Below are 17,345 nucleotides of genomic sequence, written 5' to 3' on the forward strand. Positions count from 1 at the left end.
ACGCAAAAGGGGTGCGCGCAGATCACTTATGCCAGTTCCCCCGCAAGGGCGCGGTCAATCAGGGCAACTGTTTCATTCACGCCATACAGCGCGATGAACCCGCCAAAACGCGGCCCCTGCGACTGTCCCAGCAACACTTCATACAGGGCCTTGAACCAGTCGCGCAGGTTTTCAAACCCGTGATCCTTGCCAACAGCGAAGGCCAGCGTCTGCAATTCCTCGGCGTCCAGCCCGCCTTGCCAGTCGCGCAACCGTGCGGCCAGATCTTCCATGGCAGTGCGTTCCAGCGGCGCGGGCGCGCGGAACTGGCGCGCGGGCGCCACGAAATCACGGAAATAGGCCAGCGCGAACCCTGCCGCCTGATCCAGATCAGGGTGTGTTTCGGGGGTCGCGTCAGGCGCATAGCGACGGATGAATCCCCAAAGCCCTTCTTTGCCCGTGGCCCCCGCGACGGACGCCAGGTTCAGCAACATCGCAAAACTGACCACCATATTGGACACAGGCGGGGTGCCTGCGTGAATATGCCAAACCGGATTGGCCAGTTGCTGTTCCAGCGTCTGGTCAGGAAAGGCGCGCAACTGCTGGTGATATTCATCCACCGCCTTGGGGATCACATCCCATGACAGGCGCTTGGCGGTGCGCGGCTTCAGGAACATGTAATAGGACAGCGATTCTGTGCTGGCATAGGTCAGCCATTCATCAATCGTCAGGCCGTTGCCTTTGGATTTGCTGATCTTCTCGCCGTTTTCATCCAGAAACAGCTCATAGACATAATGTTCCGGCTTCCGCCCGCCCAGAATTTCGCAAATGCGGTCATAAATGGGGGTGTTGGTCGAATGGTCCTTGCCATACATTTCAAAATCGACATCCAGCGCCGCCCAGCGCGCGCCGAAATCGGGCTTCCATTGCAGTTTCACATTGCCGCCTGTGACTGGCAGCGTCCATTCCCGCCCGTCCTCATCGTCAAACGTAATCGTGCCATTCTTGCCGTCCACATGCTTCATGGGCACATACAGAACGCGGCCCGTTTCGGGGTGGATGGGCAGGAAAATGGAATAGGTCTGCTGGCGTTCATCACGCAGGCTTTTGAGCATGACCGCCATGATGTCGTCATAGCGTTCAGCGGCCCGCAACAGCACTGCGTCAAACTGGCCGGATTTGTAGAATTCAGTCGCGCTGATGAATTCATAGTCAAACCCGAACGTGTCCAGAAACCGGCGCAACATGGCGTTGTTATGATGGCCGAAACTCTCATATTTTCCAAACGGGTCCGGCACCGATGTCAGCGGGCGTTGCAGATGTTCGCGCAGCGCCACAGGGTCGGGGACATTCTCGGGCACTTTGCGCATGCCGTCCACATCATCGGAAAAACAGATCAACCGCGTGGGCACATCACATAGCGCTTCAAACGCGCGCCGGACCATGGTTGTGCGCGCCACCTCGCCAAAGGTGCCGATATGCGGCAGGCCCGACGGGCCATAGCCCGTCTCGAACAGCACATAGCCCTTTTCCGGGGCCGTGCCCTTGATGCGCGCAACCAGTTTGCGGGCCTCCTCAAAGGGCCAGGCTTTGGATGTCAGGGCAGCATCGCGCAGTGCAGACATGGGCACATCACTTCCTTGTGGGGGGACAATAACACCCCCACTCCCTATTGCCCCTTGGCGGCCGCGTCAATATTCTGCGCCCGAAACAGCTACCCCGCCCAAACACAGCTACCCCGAAGGACCGCAGCATGCAGCCTCTGCCCCACCCCCTCTCCCCGCAGGATTGTCTGGTTGCCCTGATGATCGCTGTCTCGGCGGCGGATCAGGAAATCCGCACCGCCGAACTGGTGGCCATACAGGCGCTGGTGAATCACCTGCCCATCTTCGGGGAATATGACGCCGACCGCATCAAGACCATTGCCCAAACCGTGTTCGACCTGCTGGAAGAAGAAGACGGGCTTGATGCGCTGTTTGGACTGGTGCGCGAAAACCTGCCCGACAAACTGAATGAAACGGCCTATACCATCGCCTGCGATGTGGCCGCGTCGGACGGCAAACTCTCCCAGGCCGAATTGCGCCTGCTGGAAGAAATCCGCCATGAATTGCAGATTGACCGCCTGCATGCGGCGGCCATTGAACGCGGCGCGCGCGCACGCCACATGCGCCTGTAGCCCCCGCCACCGCCTCTGCATCAGAAACAGGCTGACAAATTGTCGCAGCCGCGCTACCCTGCCCCCCGAAGCAGGAGGGCCGCCAATGTCGAACCAGCGCCACCATGACGCGCTTCTTGCCTTGCGGCGGCGGCTGTTCGGGTATGCCTGCGCGCTGTGCCCGGACATGGCCAGCGCCGAAGATCTGTATCAGGACGCCATGCTGCGCGCGATGACGGCGCGCAGCGTCCCAACAGACCAGACTGCGTTTCGCGTCTGGGTGTTTCGCATCATGCGCAACCTGTGGGTCGACAGGCTGCGCGCCGCCGGGCGCCTGCCGGACCTGACAACCGATGACGCAATTGACGGCAATATCGCCATTGACCGCGCCGATGATCTGACCGTCAACCGCCTTGCGGTGCGACAGGCCTTCATGAAACTTGCCAAACCCCACCGGGACGTTCTGGCACTGGTGGACATCGCCGGTTTCAGCTATGCCGAGGCCTCAGAAATTCTGGACGTGCCACAAGGAACCATCATGTCACGCATCAGCCGCGCCCGCGCCAGTCTGGCCCACAGCCTGCAAGACAACGACAAGGTCGTGGCGCTGCCACTGGCGCAGGGCAAACTGGGCATCAGGGGCTGACAGGAATGGCCAGCCAATCCTTCCCCAACGAGATGCTCAACGCGTTCGTCGACGGGGCCTTGCCCCCCGACCAGACGGCAGACCTTCTGGCCGCCATGGCCCGTGACCCCAGCCTTGCGCGCCATGTCGCCATGCTGCAGCGGCTCAAAACCGCCCTCGCCACCCTTGATGATGCCATGGACCCGCCGCCCCTGCCCGCCCCCCCGGCGCGCAAACCTGCGCGCATGCGGCACGCATTGGCCGCTGCGGCACTGCTGGCCCTTGTTGCGGGCCTGGCATGGCACAGCCAGCCGCGCATGCCCGCCAGCCCCGACACGGCCCCCACCACCACGGCACTGGCGGCCCATCACGCATGGGCCGGCACGCCCGCCCCGAACACACCCACCCCCATGCCCGCCGCCTTCGACTGGCTCACGCCGGTCATGCAGGCCACCGGCCTGCAACTTGCGCATGCACAACAGGGACCAAGCGGCCTGCATCTTGGGTTTATCGGGGCCAATGCCTGCAGACTCAGCCTGTTCATCCAGCCACAAGACCAGCCCGACACCGCGCTGGACATCCAGTTGGACCAGCATCTGCAACAGGCAGGCTGGACCACATCAGGGCTGCAGTTTCGCATTGTCGCCCTTGACATGGACCTGTCGCGCTTTGCCACCATCGCAACCACGGCGCATACCAAAAGCCGCGACCACCTGCCCGCCAGCGCAGCCCAGATCGCACTGATCAATGCCGCGCGGCTGCCCTGTCTGGCCTGACCCCGCCACACCCGCCCCCTGCCCGCTTCATGTTCATTCTGGCCCAAATATCCTCAGGGGGTGAGGGCCGCAGGCCCGAGGGGGCGCGAGCGCCCCCTTCTTCCCCCCAGCCAAGCCACCGCCCCGCAAACCCCCGCCCCCCCACAAATTTATTTTCCACCGCAGGGAATAATATGCATCCTGCGCTCGTCTTTACTCATATGGGCATCTGATTGGTGCGCATATGGCTCTGGACATGGGAGGATGGAACAGCATGCCACAGAAAGAACGCGGGCTTATCGAACTTTACAATGACGATCCCGAACGCGCGGAATATCTGGTTTTCGGGCGCAAGGCGGGGCCGGACCGGCGCGGGTTTCTGCGCGGGGCGGGGCTGGCCTCTATGGGGGCGGTGCTGGGCACGACCATTCCCTTCAGCGCCAATATGCCTGCGGGCCTGATGCCTGCCGCGCTGGCCGAAACCATCAATGAATTCAGCATCGACTCCAAACATGCCGATATGATCGTGCATAACGACCGGCCCATGAATGTCGAAGCGGCCGCGCATCTGCTCGATGACGACATCACACCCGCGGCGCATCACTTCATCCGCAACAACGGGTCGATGCCCATGCCCATGAGCAAGGCTGACTGGCGGCTGAAAATCGACGGCGAGGTGAATGAGGAGCTGGAGCTGTCCTATGACCAGCTGATGAATGATTTTGAACTGGTCACCATGCAGGCGCAGCTTGAATGTGGCGGCAACGGGCGCGCGGGCTTCAACCCGCTGCCGCGTGGCAATCCGTGGTCCATCGGGGCCATTGGCAATGCAGAATGGACAGGTGTTCGGTTGCGCGACATTCTGCGCCGCGCGGGGCTGAAGCCGTCGGCGGTGTATACGGGCCATTTCAGCTATGATGACCATTTGTCGGGCGACCCTGACCGTCAATCCATTTCGCGCGGCGGCCCGATCGACAAGATGATGGACCCCAGCACCATCATCGCGCTGAAGATGAACGGCGCGGATATTCCCATTGAACACGGCTATCCAGCGCGCATCGTGGCCCCCGGCTGGGCGGGGTCGGTCAGCCAGAAATGGGTCACCCGCATCTGGGTGCGCGACCGCGAACATGACGGGCCGGGCATGACGGGGCTTAGCTACCGCATCCCGCGCTATCCTGTCGAAGCAGGGGCAGAAGTCCCGCATGAGGATATGATGGTCATGGGGTCCATGATCGTGAAATCCGCCATCACCAACCCTGTGGCGGGCGCCGAAACGCGTGCGGGCGCGCCTTTTGCCATTCGCGGGCAGGCCTGGGCCGGGGACAATCATGTGGTGAAGATGGAAACCTCGATCGATTTTGGCGCGACATGGCAGGTGGCACAGGTCCACGCGCCCGCCAACCGCTATGCGTGGCAGCGCTGGGAACAGACAGTCATTCCGCCCATGGCCGGCTATTACGAGGTATGGGCCCGCGCGACCGACAATCAGGGCAACAGCCAGCCCATGGTTGTGCCCGGCTGGAACCCGCGCGGGTATCTGAACAATGCGTGCCACCGCATCCATTTTACCGCCGTGTAAGGACAGCAAACCAACATGAAAACCCTGACTTCAACTTGCGGGGCGGCCTTGGCCGCCGCCCTGCTCACTTTGGGCGCGCCGGTGCAGGCCAGCCCCGAGGAGCCGCGAATCACTTCCCTTGCCGATGTCCCGGAGGATTTCGAGTTCTACCCCCTGCCCCCCGGTGAAGGGGTAGACGAAGTGTATTACAGCTGCATCGCCTGCCACAGCCTGCGCACCGTCACCAATGGCGGCTATTCACGGCGCGTGTGGGATGAGTTGCTGGACTGGATGGTTGCCGATCAGGGCATGATGGACCCTGAACCCGACATACGCGAAGTGCTGCTGGACTATCTGTCCACCTATATCGGCGAAGACTGGGAAGGCTAGCCCACCCTGTTCGGGTCATGGTCATGGTTGTAGCCAAGGCACAGGCGCGCCCCATTCGCACGGGCGCGCCTGTTCTTTTACGAGGGTGCCGCCGCAGACCACTTGCACGCAAGCTGGCGCCGCGCGATATGGGACAGGGAACACAACACCCGCAACCGGACTGGAACGCCTTGATGCCTATGCGCACACAAATCGCCTATTGGGGTATTGCCAGCCTTGGCTTCATTGCCCTGCTATGGGTCATGGGCGATGTGTTGCTGCCCTTTGTGACAGGGGCCGCGATTGCGTATTTCCTGAACCCTGTGGTGTCGCGCCTGACGCAATCGGGCGTGCCGCGTGTTCTGGCAGTGGCGGGGTTGATGTGTCTGGCGCTGGGGGTGGTTGTGCTGGCGGGGCTGTTGGTCATTCCCGCCGTAACCGCGCAGCTTGTGCAGTTCAGCGAAACCGCGCCCGACCTGCTGCGGCAGGCGCAGGCGTTTCTGACGCAATATTTCCCCGATCTGGAAGAGACGCTGCAAACATCGCTTGCCGCCATGGGCGAGGCCAGCCGCGACCGCGGTGCCGCCCTTGCGCAAGGTCTGCTGCGCGGGGTGTCGGGGGTGGTCAGTGCAGTTGTGTTTCTTGTCATCACGCCGGTTGTCGCGTTTTACCTTTTGCTGGACTGGCCGCGTGTCATGCGCGGGGCGGACGATCTGCTGCCGCGCCAGCACGCGCCCACGCTGCGCAGCCTTGGCGCGGATGTGGACCTTGCCATTGCGGGCTTTGTGCGCGGTCAGGTGACCGTATGCCTGATTCTGGCGGCCTATTACGCCAGCGCGCTGGGGCTGGCGGGGCTGGATTTCGGGCTGGCCATCGGGGTGGTGGCGGGGTTGATTTCCTTCATCCCCTATATCGGTGCCATTGTGGGCGGGGTTCTGGCCATTGGCGTGGCGCTGTGGCAATTCTGGGGCGAGCCGGGCATGATTGCCGCAGTGGTCGCCATTTTTGCCGTGGGGCAGGTGCTGGAAGGCAATATTCTGGTGCCGCGCATTGTGGGAAATTCCGTGCGGTTGCACCCTGTTTGGCTGTTGTTCGCCGTGTCGGCCTTTGGCAGTCTGCTTGGATTTACCGGTATGTTGATTGCCGTGCCGGTAGCGGCGGCGATTGGGGTTCTGGTGCGCTTCGGGATCGCGCAATACCAAAACAGCGCGCTTTACAGGCAGGAGTGACAGACCATGACATCCCCGCCCTTGCGCGCCGGACAAATCCACCTGCCGCTGGCGCTGCCCACTTCCTATGGGCGGGCGGATTTCGTGCCCGCACCGTGCAATGCCCAAGCGCTGCACATGATCACACAAGGCAACTGGCCTGCGGGCAAACTGGTTCTGACAGGGCCAGAAGGGGCGGGGAAGACCCATTTGCTGCATGTCTGGGGCGCAGAACATAACGCGGCATTGCTGCGCGCGCGCGATCTGGACAACGCGGATGTGCCTGCCCTGGCACAGTGCGGGCGCGTGGCGCTGGATGATGCCCATCAGGTTGCAGGCCACCCCGCACGCGAAGCGGCGCTGTTTCATTTGCACAACCTGCTGGCGGCAGGGGGCGGGGATGTGCTGCTGACGGCCCGCGCGCCCGTGCGCGATTGGGGCCTGTGCCTGCCGGATCTGGCGTCACGGTTGCAGGCAGCGGCGCATGTGGGGCTGGCCGCCCCCGATGACGCATTACTGGCGGCGGTGCTGACCAAATTGTTTGCAGACCGGCAAGTGACTGTGCCTGACACGCTGATCCCCTATCTGCTGGCGCGGATGGAACGGTCCCTTGGCGGGGCACAGGCGCTTGTCGCACGGCTGGATGCCGAAGCGCTGGCGCGCAAGAAGCCCATTTCGCGCAGTCTGGCAGCCGAAATTCTGAACGACCTGGACGATCCCGAATAAGTGAGCGCGGCGCATTTCGCGCGCCCCCCTCTTGTGTGCGGCACGGGCGCTGCATAAGCTTCATGAAGTCCATTTTTCATGCCGGAGGCCGCCTTGATCCGTTTCTTTGCACTGTGCATTTTCCTGCTGTCCGGCCTGTCCAGCGCCCCCGCCGCTTTTGCAGAGGACTCGCTGCGCCTGATTGCCGGGCAAGTCACAGTGCTGGAACGACTGGCCCTGCCCGATGACGCGGTGCTGATGGTCGATATCAGCGACCAGACCGATACAAGTGTGGCCAGTTTCCGCCAGCCCACGGATGGCGCCCAAAGCCCGTTTGCCTTCGAAATTGAAGCGCCGGCGGATCAGGCGCTGGTGTTGCGCGCGGGTCTGCGCGCGCTGGATGACGTGGTGTGGCTGACCGAACCTGTGGTTATCGCCGCCGGGGCGGACGCGCTGGACCTTGGCCCCATCCGCGCCCTGCGCACCCCGCCCATGGGGTTTGCATCCCTGCTGGCATGCGGCACCCAGTTGGTTGAGCTGGGCTTCTTGCCTGATGATGTGCGCCTGCGGTTCAATGAACAGCTGATCGTCATGACGCCCGCGCCTGCCGCGTCGGGCGCGCTGTTCACCGCCCCGGACACCCCTGCCACGTCCATTCACATAAAAGGCGACACGGCGCTGTTGCGCATTGACGGGGCGGAACTGGCCGAATGCATGCTGATGCGCCCGGAATTTGACATCACCCAAGGGGTCTGGAACATTACGGCCATCGGGGACAAGGCAGCGGTGTTCCCGTCCCGCACGGAACTTGTCTTCTACCCTGACGGCCGCATGAGTGCGACAGTGGGCTGCAACAGGTTGATTGGCGGGTATCGGCGGCATGGCGGCATCTTGTCTTTCGGGCAGATTGCCAGCACGCGCATGGCCTGCCCTGATGGCATGATGGACCAGGAACAGCGCTTCACCACAATGTTGCGCCGCGTGGACGGCTACCGCGTTGCGCCCGACAGCGGCAGGCTGACATTGCTGGCAGGGGGGCAACCTGTCATTTCCGCCCGCCGTTAACGCCCCCTTCTGGCCGCAATAAAACTGTCACATTCCAGCGCTATCAGGACGCCATGACCCAGACCATTCGTTCCGCAAATTTCCTGAACACCCCGTTTCCGGCGGCACAAACGCTTGACGGGTTCGACCCCAGCGGGCCGGAACGGTTTTTCAACCGTGAAATGTCATGGCTGGCCTTCAACTGGCGGGTGCTGGAAGAGGCTATGAACCCCCGTGTTCCCCTGCTGGAACGGGTGCGGTTCCTGTCCATTTCAGCGGCCAATCTGGATGAATTCTACACTGTGCGGGTTGCGGGCTTGCGGCAACTGGCACGCGCGGGCAACAGCACCCCGTCCGATGACGGGCGCACCCCGGCGGAACAGTTGGTCATGATCAATGACGACGCCCGCCGCCTGATGGAAAAACAACAAGACGTGTGGTCCGTTCTGCGCCCCCTTCTGGCGGAAGCGGGCATGGCCATTCTGTCGCATCAGGACCTGACACCAGATGACCATGCCGTGGTGGCGCAGTATTTTCTTGAAAACGTGTTTCCGGTGCTGTCACCGCTGGCCATTGACCCCGCGCACCCGTTCCCGTTCATCCCGAATGCGGGGTTTTCGCTGGCCATGGAACTGGAAGACAAGCGCGGGCGCAAGCTGAATGCGCTGGTGCCCGTGCCCGGCCAGATTGACCGTTTCCTGCGCCTGCCCGGTGGTAGCATCCGCATGCTGCCCCTTGAGGAACTGATCCTTGCGGAAATGAACAGCCTGTTCCCCGGCTACAGGCTGCTGGGGTCGTGCACATTTTCCGTGCTGCGCGACAGCGATCTGGAAGTTGAAGAAGAAGCCGAAGATCTGGTGCGCGAATTCGAAGTGGCGCTGAAACGCCGCCGCAGGGGCGAAGTTGTGCGCATGAAGATTTCCGCAGGTGCCCCGCGGGATTTGCGCGATATGGTCATGGAAGAACTGGAAGTGTCCGACACCGAAGTGGTCGAGGTGCAAGGCATCATGGGAATTTCCACCCTGAAGGAACTGGTGGTCGATGACCGCCCCGACCTGATGTGGCCGGGTTTCACCCCGCGCGTGCCCGAACGGGTGCAAGACCACCATGGCGACATGTTCGCCGCCATTCGCCAGAAAGATATGCTGCTGCACCACCCCTATGAAACTTTCGACATGGTGGTGCGTTTTCTGGAACAGGCCGCGCGCGACCCCGATGTGCTGGCCATCCGCCAAACCCTGTATCGCACATCGCGCAACAGCCCCATTGTGGCGGCGCTGTGCGAAGCCGCCGAAGCGGGCAAATCCGTAACTGCGCTGGTTGAACTGAAAGCGCGCTTTGACGAAGCCGCGAATATCCGCCAGTCGCGCAGGCTGGAGCGTGCGGGCGCGCATGTGGTGTACGGGTTCGTGAACTACAAGACCCATGCGAAAATCAGTGCCGTGGTGCGCCGCGAAGGCGACAGGCTGGTAACCTATACCCATTTCGGGACCGGAAATTACCACCCCATCACCGCGCGTATCTATACTGACCTGTCGCTGTTCACCTGTGACGCGGCGCTGGGGCGCGATGCGACGCGCGTGTTCAATTATGTGTCCGGCTATGCCGAACCCGCCTTGCTGGAAAATCTGGCGATTTCGCCCATAAGCCTGAAGCAGCGCCTGCTGCAAATGATCGCCGTCGAGGCAGAGCACGCCCATGCAGGCCGCCCCGCACAGATCTGGGCGAAGATGAATTCCATCATCGACCCTGATGTGATTGACGCGCTGTATGACGCCAGCCGCGCAGGGGTGGAAATCAGCCTCGTTGTGCGCGGCATTTGCGGGTTGCGGCCGGGCATCAAGGGCTTGTCCGAGAATATTCGCGTAAAATCCATCGTGGGCCGGTTTCTGGAGCATTCGCGCATTGTGTGTTTCGGCAACGGCGCGGGCCTGCCATCGGAACAGGCGCGGGTGTTCATATCGTCCGCCGACTGGATGGGGCGCAATCTGGTGCGGCGGGTGGAAACGCTGGTGGAAATCAACAACCCCACGGTCAAGGCGCAGATCGTGCGGCAGGTGATGGCCGCGAATCTGGCGGATGAGGCGCAAAGCTGGGTTCTGCAACCCGATGGCCCTGCCCTGCGTGTCCTGCCCCGCGAGGGCGAGGAGCGCCGCCTGTTCAACTGCCACCGTTTCTTCATGGAAAACCCGTCCCTGTCGGGGCGCGGGTCCGCAGGGGCCGAAGATGTGCCTGAACTGACCCATGACGATGACTGAGGCTGCATAATGCGCGCAGAAAAAAGGCGCGCCGTTCTGGCGCACCTTTTCGGTGTCATGCCTTCGGGCGGCAGGGTCAGTCGCGCAACAATTCGTTGATGCCGGTCTTGGACCGTGTTTGCGCATCCACGCGCTTGACGATGACCGCGCAATACAGGTTCACCCCGTTCTTCGATGGCATGGTGCCCGACACGACCACCGAATAGGGCGGCACTTCGCCATAGGTGACCGCGCCGGTTTCGCGGTCCACAATCTTGGTGGATTTGCCGATATAGACGCCCATCCCCAGAACGGACCCTTCGCGGATGATGCACCCTTCCACAACTTCCGACCGCGCCCCAATGAAGCAATTGTCTTCAATGATGGTGGGACCGGCCTGCATGGGTTCCAGAACCCCGCCAATGCCCACACCGCCCGACAGATGGACATTCTTGCCGATCTGCGCGCAGCTGCCCACTGTGGCCCATGTGTCCACCATGGTGCCGCTGTCCACATAAGCGCCAAGGTTCACGAAAGACGGCATCAGCACCACGCCGGGCGCGATATAGGCGGATTTGCGCACCACGCAGTTGGGCACTGCGCGAAACCCTGCTGCGCGCCATTGCTGCGCATCCCAGCCCTTGAACTTGCTGTCCACCTTGTCCCACCAGCCGCCCCCCTGCGGGCCGCCCGATTGGGGTTCCATATCCTTGATGCGAAAGCCCAGCAGCACCGCTTTCTTCGCCCATTGGTTCACATGCCACGCGCCCGTGTCGCGCCGTTCGGCCACGCGCAAGGTGCCGTTGTCCAATGCGTCCAGCGTCGCTTCAATGGCGTCGCGCGTGGCACCGCCGGTGTCTGGGGTGATGCTGTCGCGGGCATCCCACGCGGCTTCGATTGCGGTTTCAAGCGCGGCAGTGTCGGTCATCGGGGACTCCATTCCTCTGGTCATCGGTTGGGCTTGGCTATAGCCTTGGGGCGAACAAACCGCAACTTCCCCGCGCGATCGGAGGCCCTTTTGAACGAGAACCCCAAATACCGTATCTTTCCTGACGCAAGCGAAGACATCCAGCACTGGGACGACATTCCCGATACGGCACAAACGCGCCATCCTGCCTATCGTCTGGCATTTGCCGACAAGGATTTCATGCTGCGCGATGAATTGCGCCCTGTGCGGCTGCAACTGGAATTGCTGAAGCCCGAATTGCTGATGAATGAACGCGGTATCCGGTCAACAATCGTCATGTTCGGGGGCGCGCGCATTCCCCGCCCCGAAGCTGCCGGGCAGGCCAGCACCCCCACCCTTGCGGGGCTTGCGCGGTTTTATGACGAAGCGCGCGAATTTGCCCGCCTGATGACATTGCGATCCGTGCAAAGCTACGGGCGCGAGGATGTGATTGCCACAGGCGGCGGCCCCGGTGTGATGGAGGCAGGCAATCGCGGTGCCAAGGATGCGGGCGGCATGTCCATTGGCCTGAATATCGTGTTGCCGCATGAACAGGCGCCGAATTCATATGTCACGCCTGACCTGTGCTTCAACTTCCATTACTTCGCCATCCGCAAGATGCATTTCCTGATGCGCGCCAAGGCGATTGCAGTGTTTCCGGGCGGGTTTGGCACGCTGGACGAATTGTTTGAAACGCTGACGCTGATCCAGACAGAACGCATGCGCAAAATGCCCTTCGTGCTGTTCGGGCGCGACTTCTGGCAGAAGATCATCAACTGGGACGCGCTGGCGGACGCGGGCACCATCAACCCCGAAGACCTGAATTTGTTTCATTTCGTCGAAACTGCGGCCGAGGCGATCGAGATTATCGACACTTTCAAGCCTGACGGGTGTGATTAACGAAAAAGGGGCGGATTTTGGCCTGAAGCAGACATTGGGAATACCCCAAGGCGCGGCGCAAAGGCCGCAGGCCGCCGCGCCATCGGCGGGCCGTCCCGCGGCCTGCCGATTACTCTGGTGGCGCGCCAAGCCTTGAAAGTCGGAGTATGCCGCCTGCATAACGTGAACCTCACTGGCGTCGGATCGGCAGACCCCGGCCCGCCGACAGCGCGGGCTTTATCCAAGCGCGCAGGGCGGCTTCAGGCCATTTCCAACAACCTTGCACCATAAGCCAGCATTTCGCTAGCCCTTGGCCAACTGTTCCAGTGTCGGGCGGAAGGGTTCCAGCGCGTAGCCGAACTTCGCGGGAATTGCGATCAACTCATCCGTGGGGCGCGTGCCTGCCTGGCTAAGCGCCCAAACAATCGAAGACCGGTTGCCCGACGCGCAATAAGCCAGCACCGGGCCAGTGCTGGCTTTCAGCGCGTCCCCTTGCGCGGTGACATTCTCCATGGTGATGGCCCCGCCCACCACCGGATTGACCACAAACTGCAAACCCGCCGCTTCCACCGCGCGGCGCAGGGCGTCGGCCTGCACCTCCGGGGGAATTTCGCCATCGGGGCGGTTACAGATAACCGTGGTAAACCCTGCCTCGGCGATGGTGGCCACATCATCAGGGGTAATCTGGGGCGATACGGCGTAGGTGTCGGTCAGGTGTCGAATGTCCATCAACTGCTCCTGCAAGGGTCAAACTGCGGCAAGTTTATCTATGCGCATACGAAGTGGTGGTGTGACCAGCATACCCGCGATCATGGCAAGGATAAAGACGATCCCGCCTGTCCCCCCCCAACTAAGCGATGCAATCGCAGGACCAGGGCACAACCCCACCAGCCCCCAGCCCGCGCCAAACAGCACTGACCCCACAACAAGGTTATGGCCCAGCCGCGGGTCCGGGCGCGCCGGAAAAGGCAGGCCAACCAGCGATTGCGCCCGCCGCGTGGTCATGTTCCACGCCACCAGCATGGGCAGAATTGCCCCGCCCAGCACGAATGCCAGCGTCGGGTCCCATGCGCCGAAAATGTCCAGCCAGCCCTGAACCTTGGTTGTGTCGGTCATGCCCGACACCAGCAAACCCGCACCAAACAGCCCGCCAGACGCGGCGGCAAGCAACAGACGTTTCATCAGATCACCCCCAGAAGGTGGCGAAACAGCACCATCACGATACCGCCTGCCAGCAGATAGAACACTGTCGACACGATCCCGCGCAGGGAAAACCGCGAAATGCCGCACACCCCGTGACCGGATGTGCAGCCATTGGCCAGCCTTGTGCCAATGCCCACCAGCAGCCCGCCTGCAACCACAATCCACAGGTTGCTGGTGATGTTGGTCGTCACCTCGACGGTATAGAAGGGCAGCAGAAGCGCGGGCACCACCACCAGCGCCGCCAGAAAGGCCAGCCGTTCATCCCAGTTGGACAAGCCGCTGCGGTCCACAAGGCCGCCGATAATGCCGCTTGCCCCCATGATGCGCCCGTTGCCCAGCAGAAATATGGCCGCAGACACCCCAATCATCAGGCCGCCCGCAAGGCCCCATATCCAGTCTGTTTCAATCATGTTATATGTCCTGTTCGCATGGAAGCGCGGCAGATGTGACTGCCGCGCCTGTATCTGTAATGTTTGTTGGAATCAAAGCTTGTTGACGGGCACTTTCAGATAGACCGTGCCGTTTTCTTCGGCGGGCGGCATCTGGCCTGCGCGCATATTCACCTGCAGCGATGGCACAATCAGGCGCGGCATGGCCAGTTGTGCGTCGCGTTCATTGCGGGCACGCACGAAATCGTCCTTGGACTTGCCTTCGCCCACATGTTTGTTCAGGCGCTTTTGTGCGCCCACGGTGGTTTCCCATGCATAGGTGTCGCGCCCTTCGGCCTTGTAGTCATGGCCCACAAAAATGCGCGTCTCATCTGGCAGGGACAGGATTTTCTGCACCGAGTCCCACATCGTGTCCGCTGACCCGCCGGGGAAATCGCACCGTGCCGTGCCGAAATCGGGCATGAACAATGTGTCGCCCACGAAGGCCGCGTCACCGATCACATAGGTCAGGCAGGCAGGCGTATGGCCGGGGGTGTGCATGACGTCGCCGCGCATCTGGCCAATATGGAAGCTGTCGCCATGTTTGAACAGCGCGTCAAATTGCGACCCGTCGCGCTGGAACTCGGTGCCTTCATTGAACACCTTGCCGAATGTGTCCTGCACCACGCGGATATTTTCGCCAATGGCAATCTTGCCGCCCACACGTTCCTGAATATAGGGCGCGGCGGACAGGTGGTCGGCATGGACATGGGTTTCCAGCAGCCATTCCACTTCATAGCCCTTGTCGCGCACAAAGGCGACAACCGCATCGGCAGACCGCGTGTCTGTCCGGCCAGAGGCATAGTCGAAATCCAGAACCGAATCCACGATTGCGCATTTCGCACTGTTGGGGTCGCGCACCACATAGGTAACTGTAAAGGTGGCTTCGTCAAAAAAGGCGGTGACTTCGGGGGCCATGGTGGGTTCTCCGTTTTTCATGTCTTGTCCCCAATATAGTCACCACAAAACATATTGCAATAATAGAATGTTTATTTATCCACGCCCCCACTTACACTTTCAGCGCCATGGACGGGGACAACACGTCAATCCCCTGCGCCTTGCCAACAGCGTAATACGTCAGATGTCCAGCATGGGTGTTCAGACCAGCCAGAAAATGCGCGTCATCCTCGCAGGCCTGCCGCCACCCTTTATTGGCCAGCGCCAGCATGAAGGGCATGGTGGCATTGCCCAGCGCAAGGGTCGAACTGCGCGCCACGGCACCGGGCATATTGGCCACGCAATAATGCATGATGCCATCAACGTCATAAATTGGGTCGGCATGTGTGGTCGGGCGCGAGGTTTCAAAACACCCGCCCTGATCAATCGCCACATCCACCAGCGCCGCGCCGGGCTTCATGTCTGACAGTTGCGCGCGGGTAATCAGCTTGGGGGCTTCGGCACCGGGGATCAGCACTGCCCCAATGACCATATCGGCCTGTTCGACCAGTTCAGCCGTGTTGCCCCTGGACGCATAGCTGGTTTTGAACACCCGGCCAAACACATCATCCAGATGGCGCAGCCGCGAAAGCGACATGTCCAGCACGGTGACATCCGCGCCCATTCCTGCCGCAATGCGCGCAGCATGGGTGCCCACAACGCCGCCGCCGATCACAACCACCCGCGCAGGCGCAACACCGGGCACGCCGCCCATCAGCACGCCGCGCCCGCCATTGGCCTTTTGCAAGGTCCACGCGCCCACCTGCGGGGCCAGCCGCCCCGCCACCTCGGACATGGGGGCCAGCAGCGGCAGGCCACCTGCGCGGTCCGTCACAGTTTCATAGGCAATGGCCGTCACGCCACTGTCCAGCAAATCGCGGGTTTGCGGCGCATCGGGGGCCAGGTGCAGATAGGTGAACAACACCTGCCCTTCGCGCAATTGCGCCCGCTCGCCCGGCTGCGGTTCCTTGACCTTGACCACCAGTTCCGCGCGGGCAAAGATTTCTTCTGCCGTGTCCACAACCTGCGCGCCCGCCGCAAGGTAGGCGCCATCGTCAAACCCCGCGCCCTGTCCGGCGCCGGTTTCAACAATTACGTCATGGCCATGCGCAAGCGCTTCTTGCGCGGCAACCGGCGTCAGGCCGACACGGTATTCCTGCGGCTTTATTTCTTTTGGGCACCCAATCAACATTCTGAACCTCCCTTTTTCCTATAGCGACACAATAATCGCCGTATTCGGGTGAATTCTTGACATTTCCGCGCATGAAGCGCTAAACGACGACAGATTTTCGCGCCAACAGCCCCTTTTTCGGAACAGGATTGCGCTGCGATGCAGCTAGACGACACCGACCGCCGCATTCTGCGTGTCTTGCAAAAACAAGGGCGCGTGACGAATGCGGAACTGGCCGAACTGGTCAACCTGTCGCCATCAGCATGCCACAGGCGGGTGCAGCGGCTGGAAGCGGACGGTATTATTGCAGGCTATGTCGCGCTGCTGGACCGCAAGCGCATTGGCCGCGCAACAGTGGTGTTTGTGGAAATCAAACTGTCAGGGCAAAGCGATGAAATTCTGGACGCGTTCGAACGCGAAGTGGCGCGTGTGCCCGACATTGTGGAATGCCACCTGATGGCAGGAACGGCAGATTATTTACTGAAGGTCATTGCCGCTGACAGCGACGATTTCGCGCGCATTCATCGCCGCCACTTAAGCCGGTTGCCCGGTGTGGTGCAGATGCAATCTTCCTTTGCGTTGCGCAATGTGGTCCAGACAACGGCCATCGACATATGACCACGGGCCGCGCCAGTCGCCGCCCGTGATGGAATGCACACAGCGCGGGCGTCACCGCGCCTTCAGGGAATCCCGAATTTCGATCAGAAGTTCCTCGGTCGTGGGGCCTTTGGGGGCTTCGGGTGCAGGCGCTTCGGGTTTGCGGCCCAGCGCGCTGATGCGGTTCACGGTTCTGACCAGCAGGAACACAACCCATGCCACGATCAGGAACTTGATGACCGCGTTGATGAAATTGCCGATCATGAACTGGGCCTCGCCCAGCCCGAAGCTGACAGCGCTGAAATCAACACCGCCCACGAAAATACCGATAAGCGGGTTCACCAGATCATCCACCAGTGATGTGACAATCGCCGTGAAGGCCGCGCCGATAATGATACCCACAGCCATATCCATGACATTGCCGCGCGTGATGAAGGTTCTGAACTCTTTAAGCATTCGTTTCTCCTGTTACCAAACCCTTATGCTTATGCACTGGCACAGACCGCGCGGGAAGGCCGGATTAACCAGTTATGTGGCAAAATCAGGG

19 protein-coding genes are annotated in these 17,345 nt (G+C 61.5%); 11 read left to right on the top strand and 8 right to left on the bottom strand.

From position 1 onward, the window contains the following. Window positions 1-26 precede the first annotated feature (26 nt). The gene (locus ACTZWY_RS12295) at window positions 27-1,604 is read right to left on the bottom strand and encodes a lysine--tRNA ligase (protein WP_444791010.1); all 1,578 of its coding nucleotides are present in this window, start codon (window positions 1,602-1,604) and stop codon (window positions 27-29) included. A gap of 128 nt (window positions 1,605-1,732) precedes the next feature. Here ACTZWY_RS12295 and ACTZWY_RS12300 point away from each other — a divergent pair, with 128 nt between their 5' ends. The 9 genes from ACTZWY_RS12300 to ACTZWY_RS12340 all read left to right on the top strand — a co-directional run bounded on the left by ACTZWY_RS12300 (window position 1,733) and on the right by ACTZWY_RS12340 (window position 10,659). Next, on the top strand, window positions 1,733-2,155 hold the full coding sequence (locus ACTZWY_RS12300) for a tellurite resistance TerB family protein (RefSeq protein ID WP_444791011.1): 423 nt from the start codon (window positions 1,733-1,735) through the stop codon (window positions 2,153-2,155). A gap of 85 nt (window positions 2,156-2,240) precedes the next feature. Next, entirely contained in the window at window positions 2,241-2,780 is a 540-nt protein-coding gene (locus ACTZWY_RS12305) for an RNA polymerase sigma factor (protein WP_444791012.1), read from the top strand. Window positions 2,781-2,785: 5 nt separating this feature from the next. Further along, a complete protein-coding gene (locus ACTZWY_RS12310) occupies window positions 2,786-3,535 on the top strand; it encodes an anti-sigma factor family protein (RefSeq protein WP_444791013.1) in 750 nt (249 codons plus the stop codon). 253 nt (window positions 3,536-3,788) lie between these two features. Next, window positions 3,789-5,096: a sulfite oxidase gene (locus ACTZWY_RS12315; RefSeq protein ID WP_444791014.1), complete on the top strand. Its 1,308-nt coding sequence runs from the start codon at window positions 3,789-3,791 to the stop codon at window positions 5,094-5,096. A 15-nt stretch (window positions 5,097-5,111) separates the two neighbouring features. Further along, window positions 5,112-5,465 carry a hypothetical protein gene (locus tag ACTZWY_RS12320; RefSeq protein ID WP_444791015.1) on the top strand — a complete coding sequence of 118 codons (354 nt, stop codon included), beginning with the start codon at window positions 5,112-5,114 and terminating at the stop codon, window positions 5,463-5,465. Between the two features lie 173 nt (window positions 5,466-5,638). Beyond that, window positions 5,639-6,673: an AI-2E family transporter gene (locus ACTZWY_RS12325; protein WP_444791016.1), complete on the top strand. Its 1,035-nt coding sequence runs from the start codon at window positions 5,639-5,641 to the stop codon at window positions 6,671-6,673. Between the two features lie 6 nt (window positions 6,674-6,679). Then, complete coding sequence (locus ACTZWY_RS12330; RefSeq protein ID WP_444791017.1) at window positions 6,680-7,378, top strand: chromosomal replication initiator DnaA; 699 nt, start codon at window positions 6,680-6,682, stop codon at window positions 7,376-7,378. 93 nt (window positions 7,379-7,471) lie between these two features. Beyond that, complete coding sequence (locus tag ACTZWY_RS12335; protein ID WP_444791018.1) at window positions 7,472-8,422, top strand: META domain-containing protein; 951 nt, start codon at window positions 7,472-7,474, stop codon at window positions 8,420-8,422. A 65-nt stretch (window positions 8,423-8,487) separates the two neighbouring features. After that, window positions 8,488-10,659, top strand: coding sequence for an RNA degradosome polyphosphate kinase (locus tag ACTZWY_RS12340; RefSeq protein ID WP_444791064.1), 2,172 nt, complete (start codon window positions 8,488-8,490; stop codon window positions 10,657-10,659). Between the two features lie 76 nt (window positions 10,660-10,735). Here ACTZWY_RS12340 and dapD read toward each other — a convergent pair whose 3' ends face one another. Next, window positions 10,736-11,566 (bottom strand): 2,3,4,5-tetrahydropyridine-2,6-dicarboxylate N-succinyltransferase, encoded by an 831-nt coding sequence (gene dapD / locus ACTZWY_RS12345; protein ID WP_444791019.1) that lies wholly within the window; start codon window positions 11,564-11,566, stop codon window positions 10,736-10,738. Window positions 11,567-11,680: 114 nt separating this feature from the next. Between dapD and ACTZWY_RS12350 the strand changes: the two genes are divergently transcribed. Then, window positions 11,681-12,484 carry an LOG family protein gene (locus ACTZWY_RS12350; RefSeq protein WP_444791065.1) on the top strand — a complete coding sequence of 268 codons (804 nt, stop codon included), beginning with the start codon at window positions 11,681-11,683 and terminating at the stop codon, window positions 12,482-12,484. A gap of 282 nt (window positions 12,485-12,766) precedes the next feature. Here the strand turns inward: ACTZWY_RS12350 and ACTZWY_RS12355 are convergent, their stop codons facing one another. From ACTZWY_RS12355 to ald, 5 genes are all read right to left on the bottom strand, one after another. Further along, on the bottom strand, window positions 12,767-13,192 hold the full coding sequence (locus ACTZWY_RS12355) for a TIGR01244 family sulfur transferase (protein WP_444791020.1): 426 nt from the start codon (window positions 13,190-13,192) through the stop codon (window positions 12,767-12,769). 18 nt (window positions 13,193-13,210) lie between these two features. After that, window positions 13,211-13,645 (bottom strand): DUF6691 family protein, encoded by a 435-nt coding sequence (locus tag ACTZWY_RS12360; RefSeq protein WP_444791021.1) that lies wholly within the window; start codon window positions 13,643-13,645, stop codon window positions 13,211-13,213. Then, window positions 13,645-14,076: a YeeE/YedE family protein gene (locus tag ACTZWY_RS12365; protein WP_444791022.1), complete on the bottom strand. Its 432-nt coding sequence runs from the start codon at window positions 14,074-14,076 to the stop codon at window positions 13,645-13,647. The genes ACTZWY_RS12360 and ACTZWY_RS12365 overlap by 1 nt, the downstream gene beginning before the upstream one ends. Before the next feature lie 72 nt (window positions 14,077-14,148). Beyond that, on the bottom strand, window positions 14,149-15,012 hold the full coding sequence (locus tag ACTZWY_RS12370) for an MBL fold metallo-hydrolase (RefSeq protein ID WP_444791066.1): 864 nt from the start codon (window positions 15,010-15,012) through the stop codon (window positions 14,149-14,151). Between the two features lie 91 nt (window positions 15,013-15,103). After that, a complete protein-coding gene (gene ald / locus ACTZWY_RS12375; protein WP_444791023.1) occupies window positions 15,104-16,222 on the bottom strand; it encodes an alanine dehydrogenase in 1,119 nt (372 codons plus the stop codon). Between the two features lie 138 nt (window positions 16,223-16,360). Between ald and ACTZWY_RS12380 the strand changes: the two genes are divergently transcribed. Then, a complete protein-coding gene (locus tag ACTZWY_RS12380) occupies window positions 16,361-16,819 on the top strand; it encodes an Lrp/AsnC family transcriptional regulator (protein ID WP_444791024.1) in 459 nt (152 codons plus the stop codon). A gap of 51 nt (window positions 16,820-16,870) precedes the next feature. Here the strand turns inward: ACTZWY_RS12380 and mscL are convergent, their stop codons facing one another. Continuing rightward, window positions 16,871-17,254, bottom strand: coding sequence for a large conductance mechanosensitive channel protein MscL (gene mscL, locus ACTZWY_RS12385; RefSeq protein WP_444791025.1), 384 nt, complete (start codon window positions 17,252-17,254; stop codon window positions 16,871-16,873). Between the last annotated feature and the right edge of the window lie 91 nt (window positions 17,255-17,345).

Source organism: Roseinatronobacter sp. NSM (genome assembly GCF_052379845.1).
In the GTDB taxonomy this organism is placed as follows: domain Bacteria; phylum Pseudomonadota; class Alphaproteobacteria; order Rhodobacterales; family Rhodobacteraceae; genus Roseinatronobacter.

Coding starts and splice junctions, on each gene's coding strand:
- dapD (WP_444791019.1), bottom strand. CDS start 11,566: ATGACCGACACTGCCGCGCTTGAAACCGCAATCGAAGCCGCGTGGGAT.
- ACTZWY_RS12300 (WP_444791011.1), top strand. CDS start 1,733: ATGCAGCCTCTGCCCCACCCCCTCTCCCCGCAGGATTGTCTGGTTGCC.
- ACTZWY_RS12355 (WP_444791020.1), bottom strand. CDS start 13,192: ATGGACATTCGACACCTGACCGACACCTACGCCGTATCGCCCCAGATT.
- ACTZWY_RS12295 (WP_444791010.1), bottom strand. CDS start 1,604: ATGTCTGCACTGCGCGATGCTGCCCTGACATCCAAAGCCTGGCCCTTT.
- ACTZWY_RS12380 (WP_444791024.1), top strand. CDS start 16,361: ATGCAGCTAGACGACACCGACCGCCGCATTCTGCGTGTCTTGCAAAAA.
- ACTZWY_RS12315 (WP_444791014.1), top strand. CDS start 3,789: ATGCCACAGAAAGAACGCGGGCTTATCGAACTTTACAATGACGATCCC.
- ACTZWY_RS12305 (WP_444791012.1), top strand. CDS start 2,241: ATGTCGAACCAGCGCCACCATGACGCGCTTCTTGCCTTGCGGCGGCGG.
- ACTZWY_RS12330 (WP_444791017.1), top strand. CDS start 6,680: ATGACATCCCCGCCCTTGCGCGCCGGACAAATCCACCTGCCGCTGGCG.
- ACTZWY_RS12325 (WP_444791016.1), top strand. CDS start 5,639: ATGCCTATGCGCACACAAATCGCCTATTGGGGTATTGCCAGCCTTGGC.
- ACTZWY_RS12370 (WP_444791066.1), bottom strand. CDS start 15,012: ATGGCCCCCGAAGTCACCGCCTTTTTTGACGAAGCCACCTTTACAGTT.
- ACTZWY_RS12320 (WP_444791015.1), top strand. CDS start 5,112: ATGAAAACCCTGACTTCAACTTGCGGGGCGGCCTTGGCCGCCGCCCTG.
- ACTZWY_RS12310 (WP_444791013.1), top strand. CDS start 2,786: ATGGCCAGCCAATCCTTCCCCAACGAGATGCTCAACGCGTTCGTCGAC.
- mscL (WP_444791025.1), bottom strand. CDS start 17,254: ATGCTTAAAGAGTTCAGAACCTTCATCACGCGCGGCAATGTCATGGAT.
- ald (WP_444791023.1), bottom strand. CDS start 16,222: ATGTTGATTGGGTGCCCAAAAGAAATAAAGCCGCAGGAATACCGTGTC.
- ACTZWY_RS12360 (WP_444791021.1), bottom strand. CDS start 13,645: ATGAAACGTCTGTTGCTTGCCGCCGCGTCTGGCGGGCTGTTTGGTGCG.
- ACTZWY_RS12365 (WP_444791022.1), bottom strand. CDS start 14,076: ATGATTGAAACAGACTGGATATGGGGCCTTGCGGGCGGCCTGATGATT.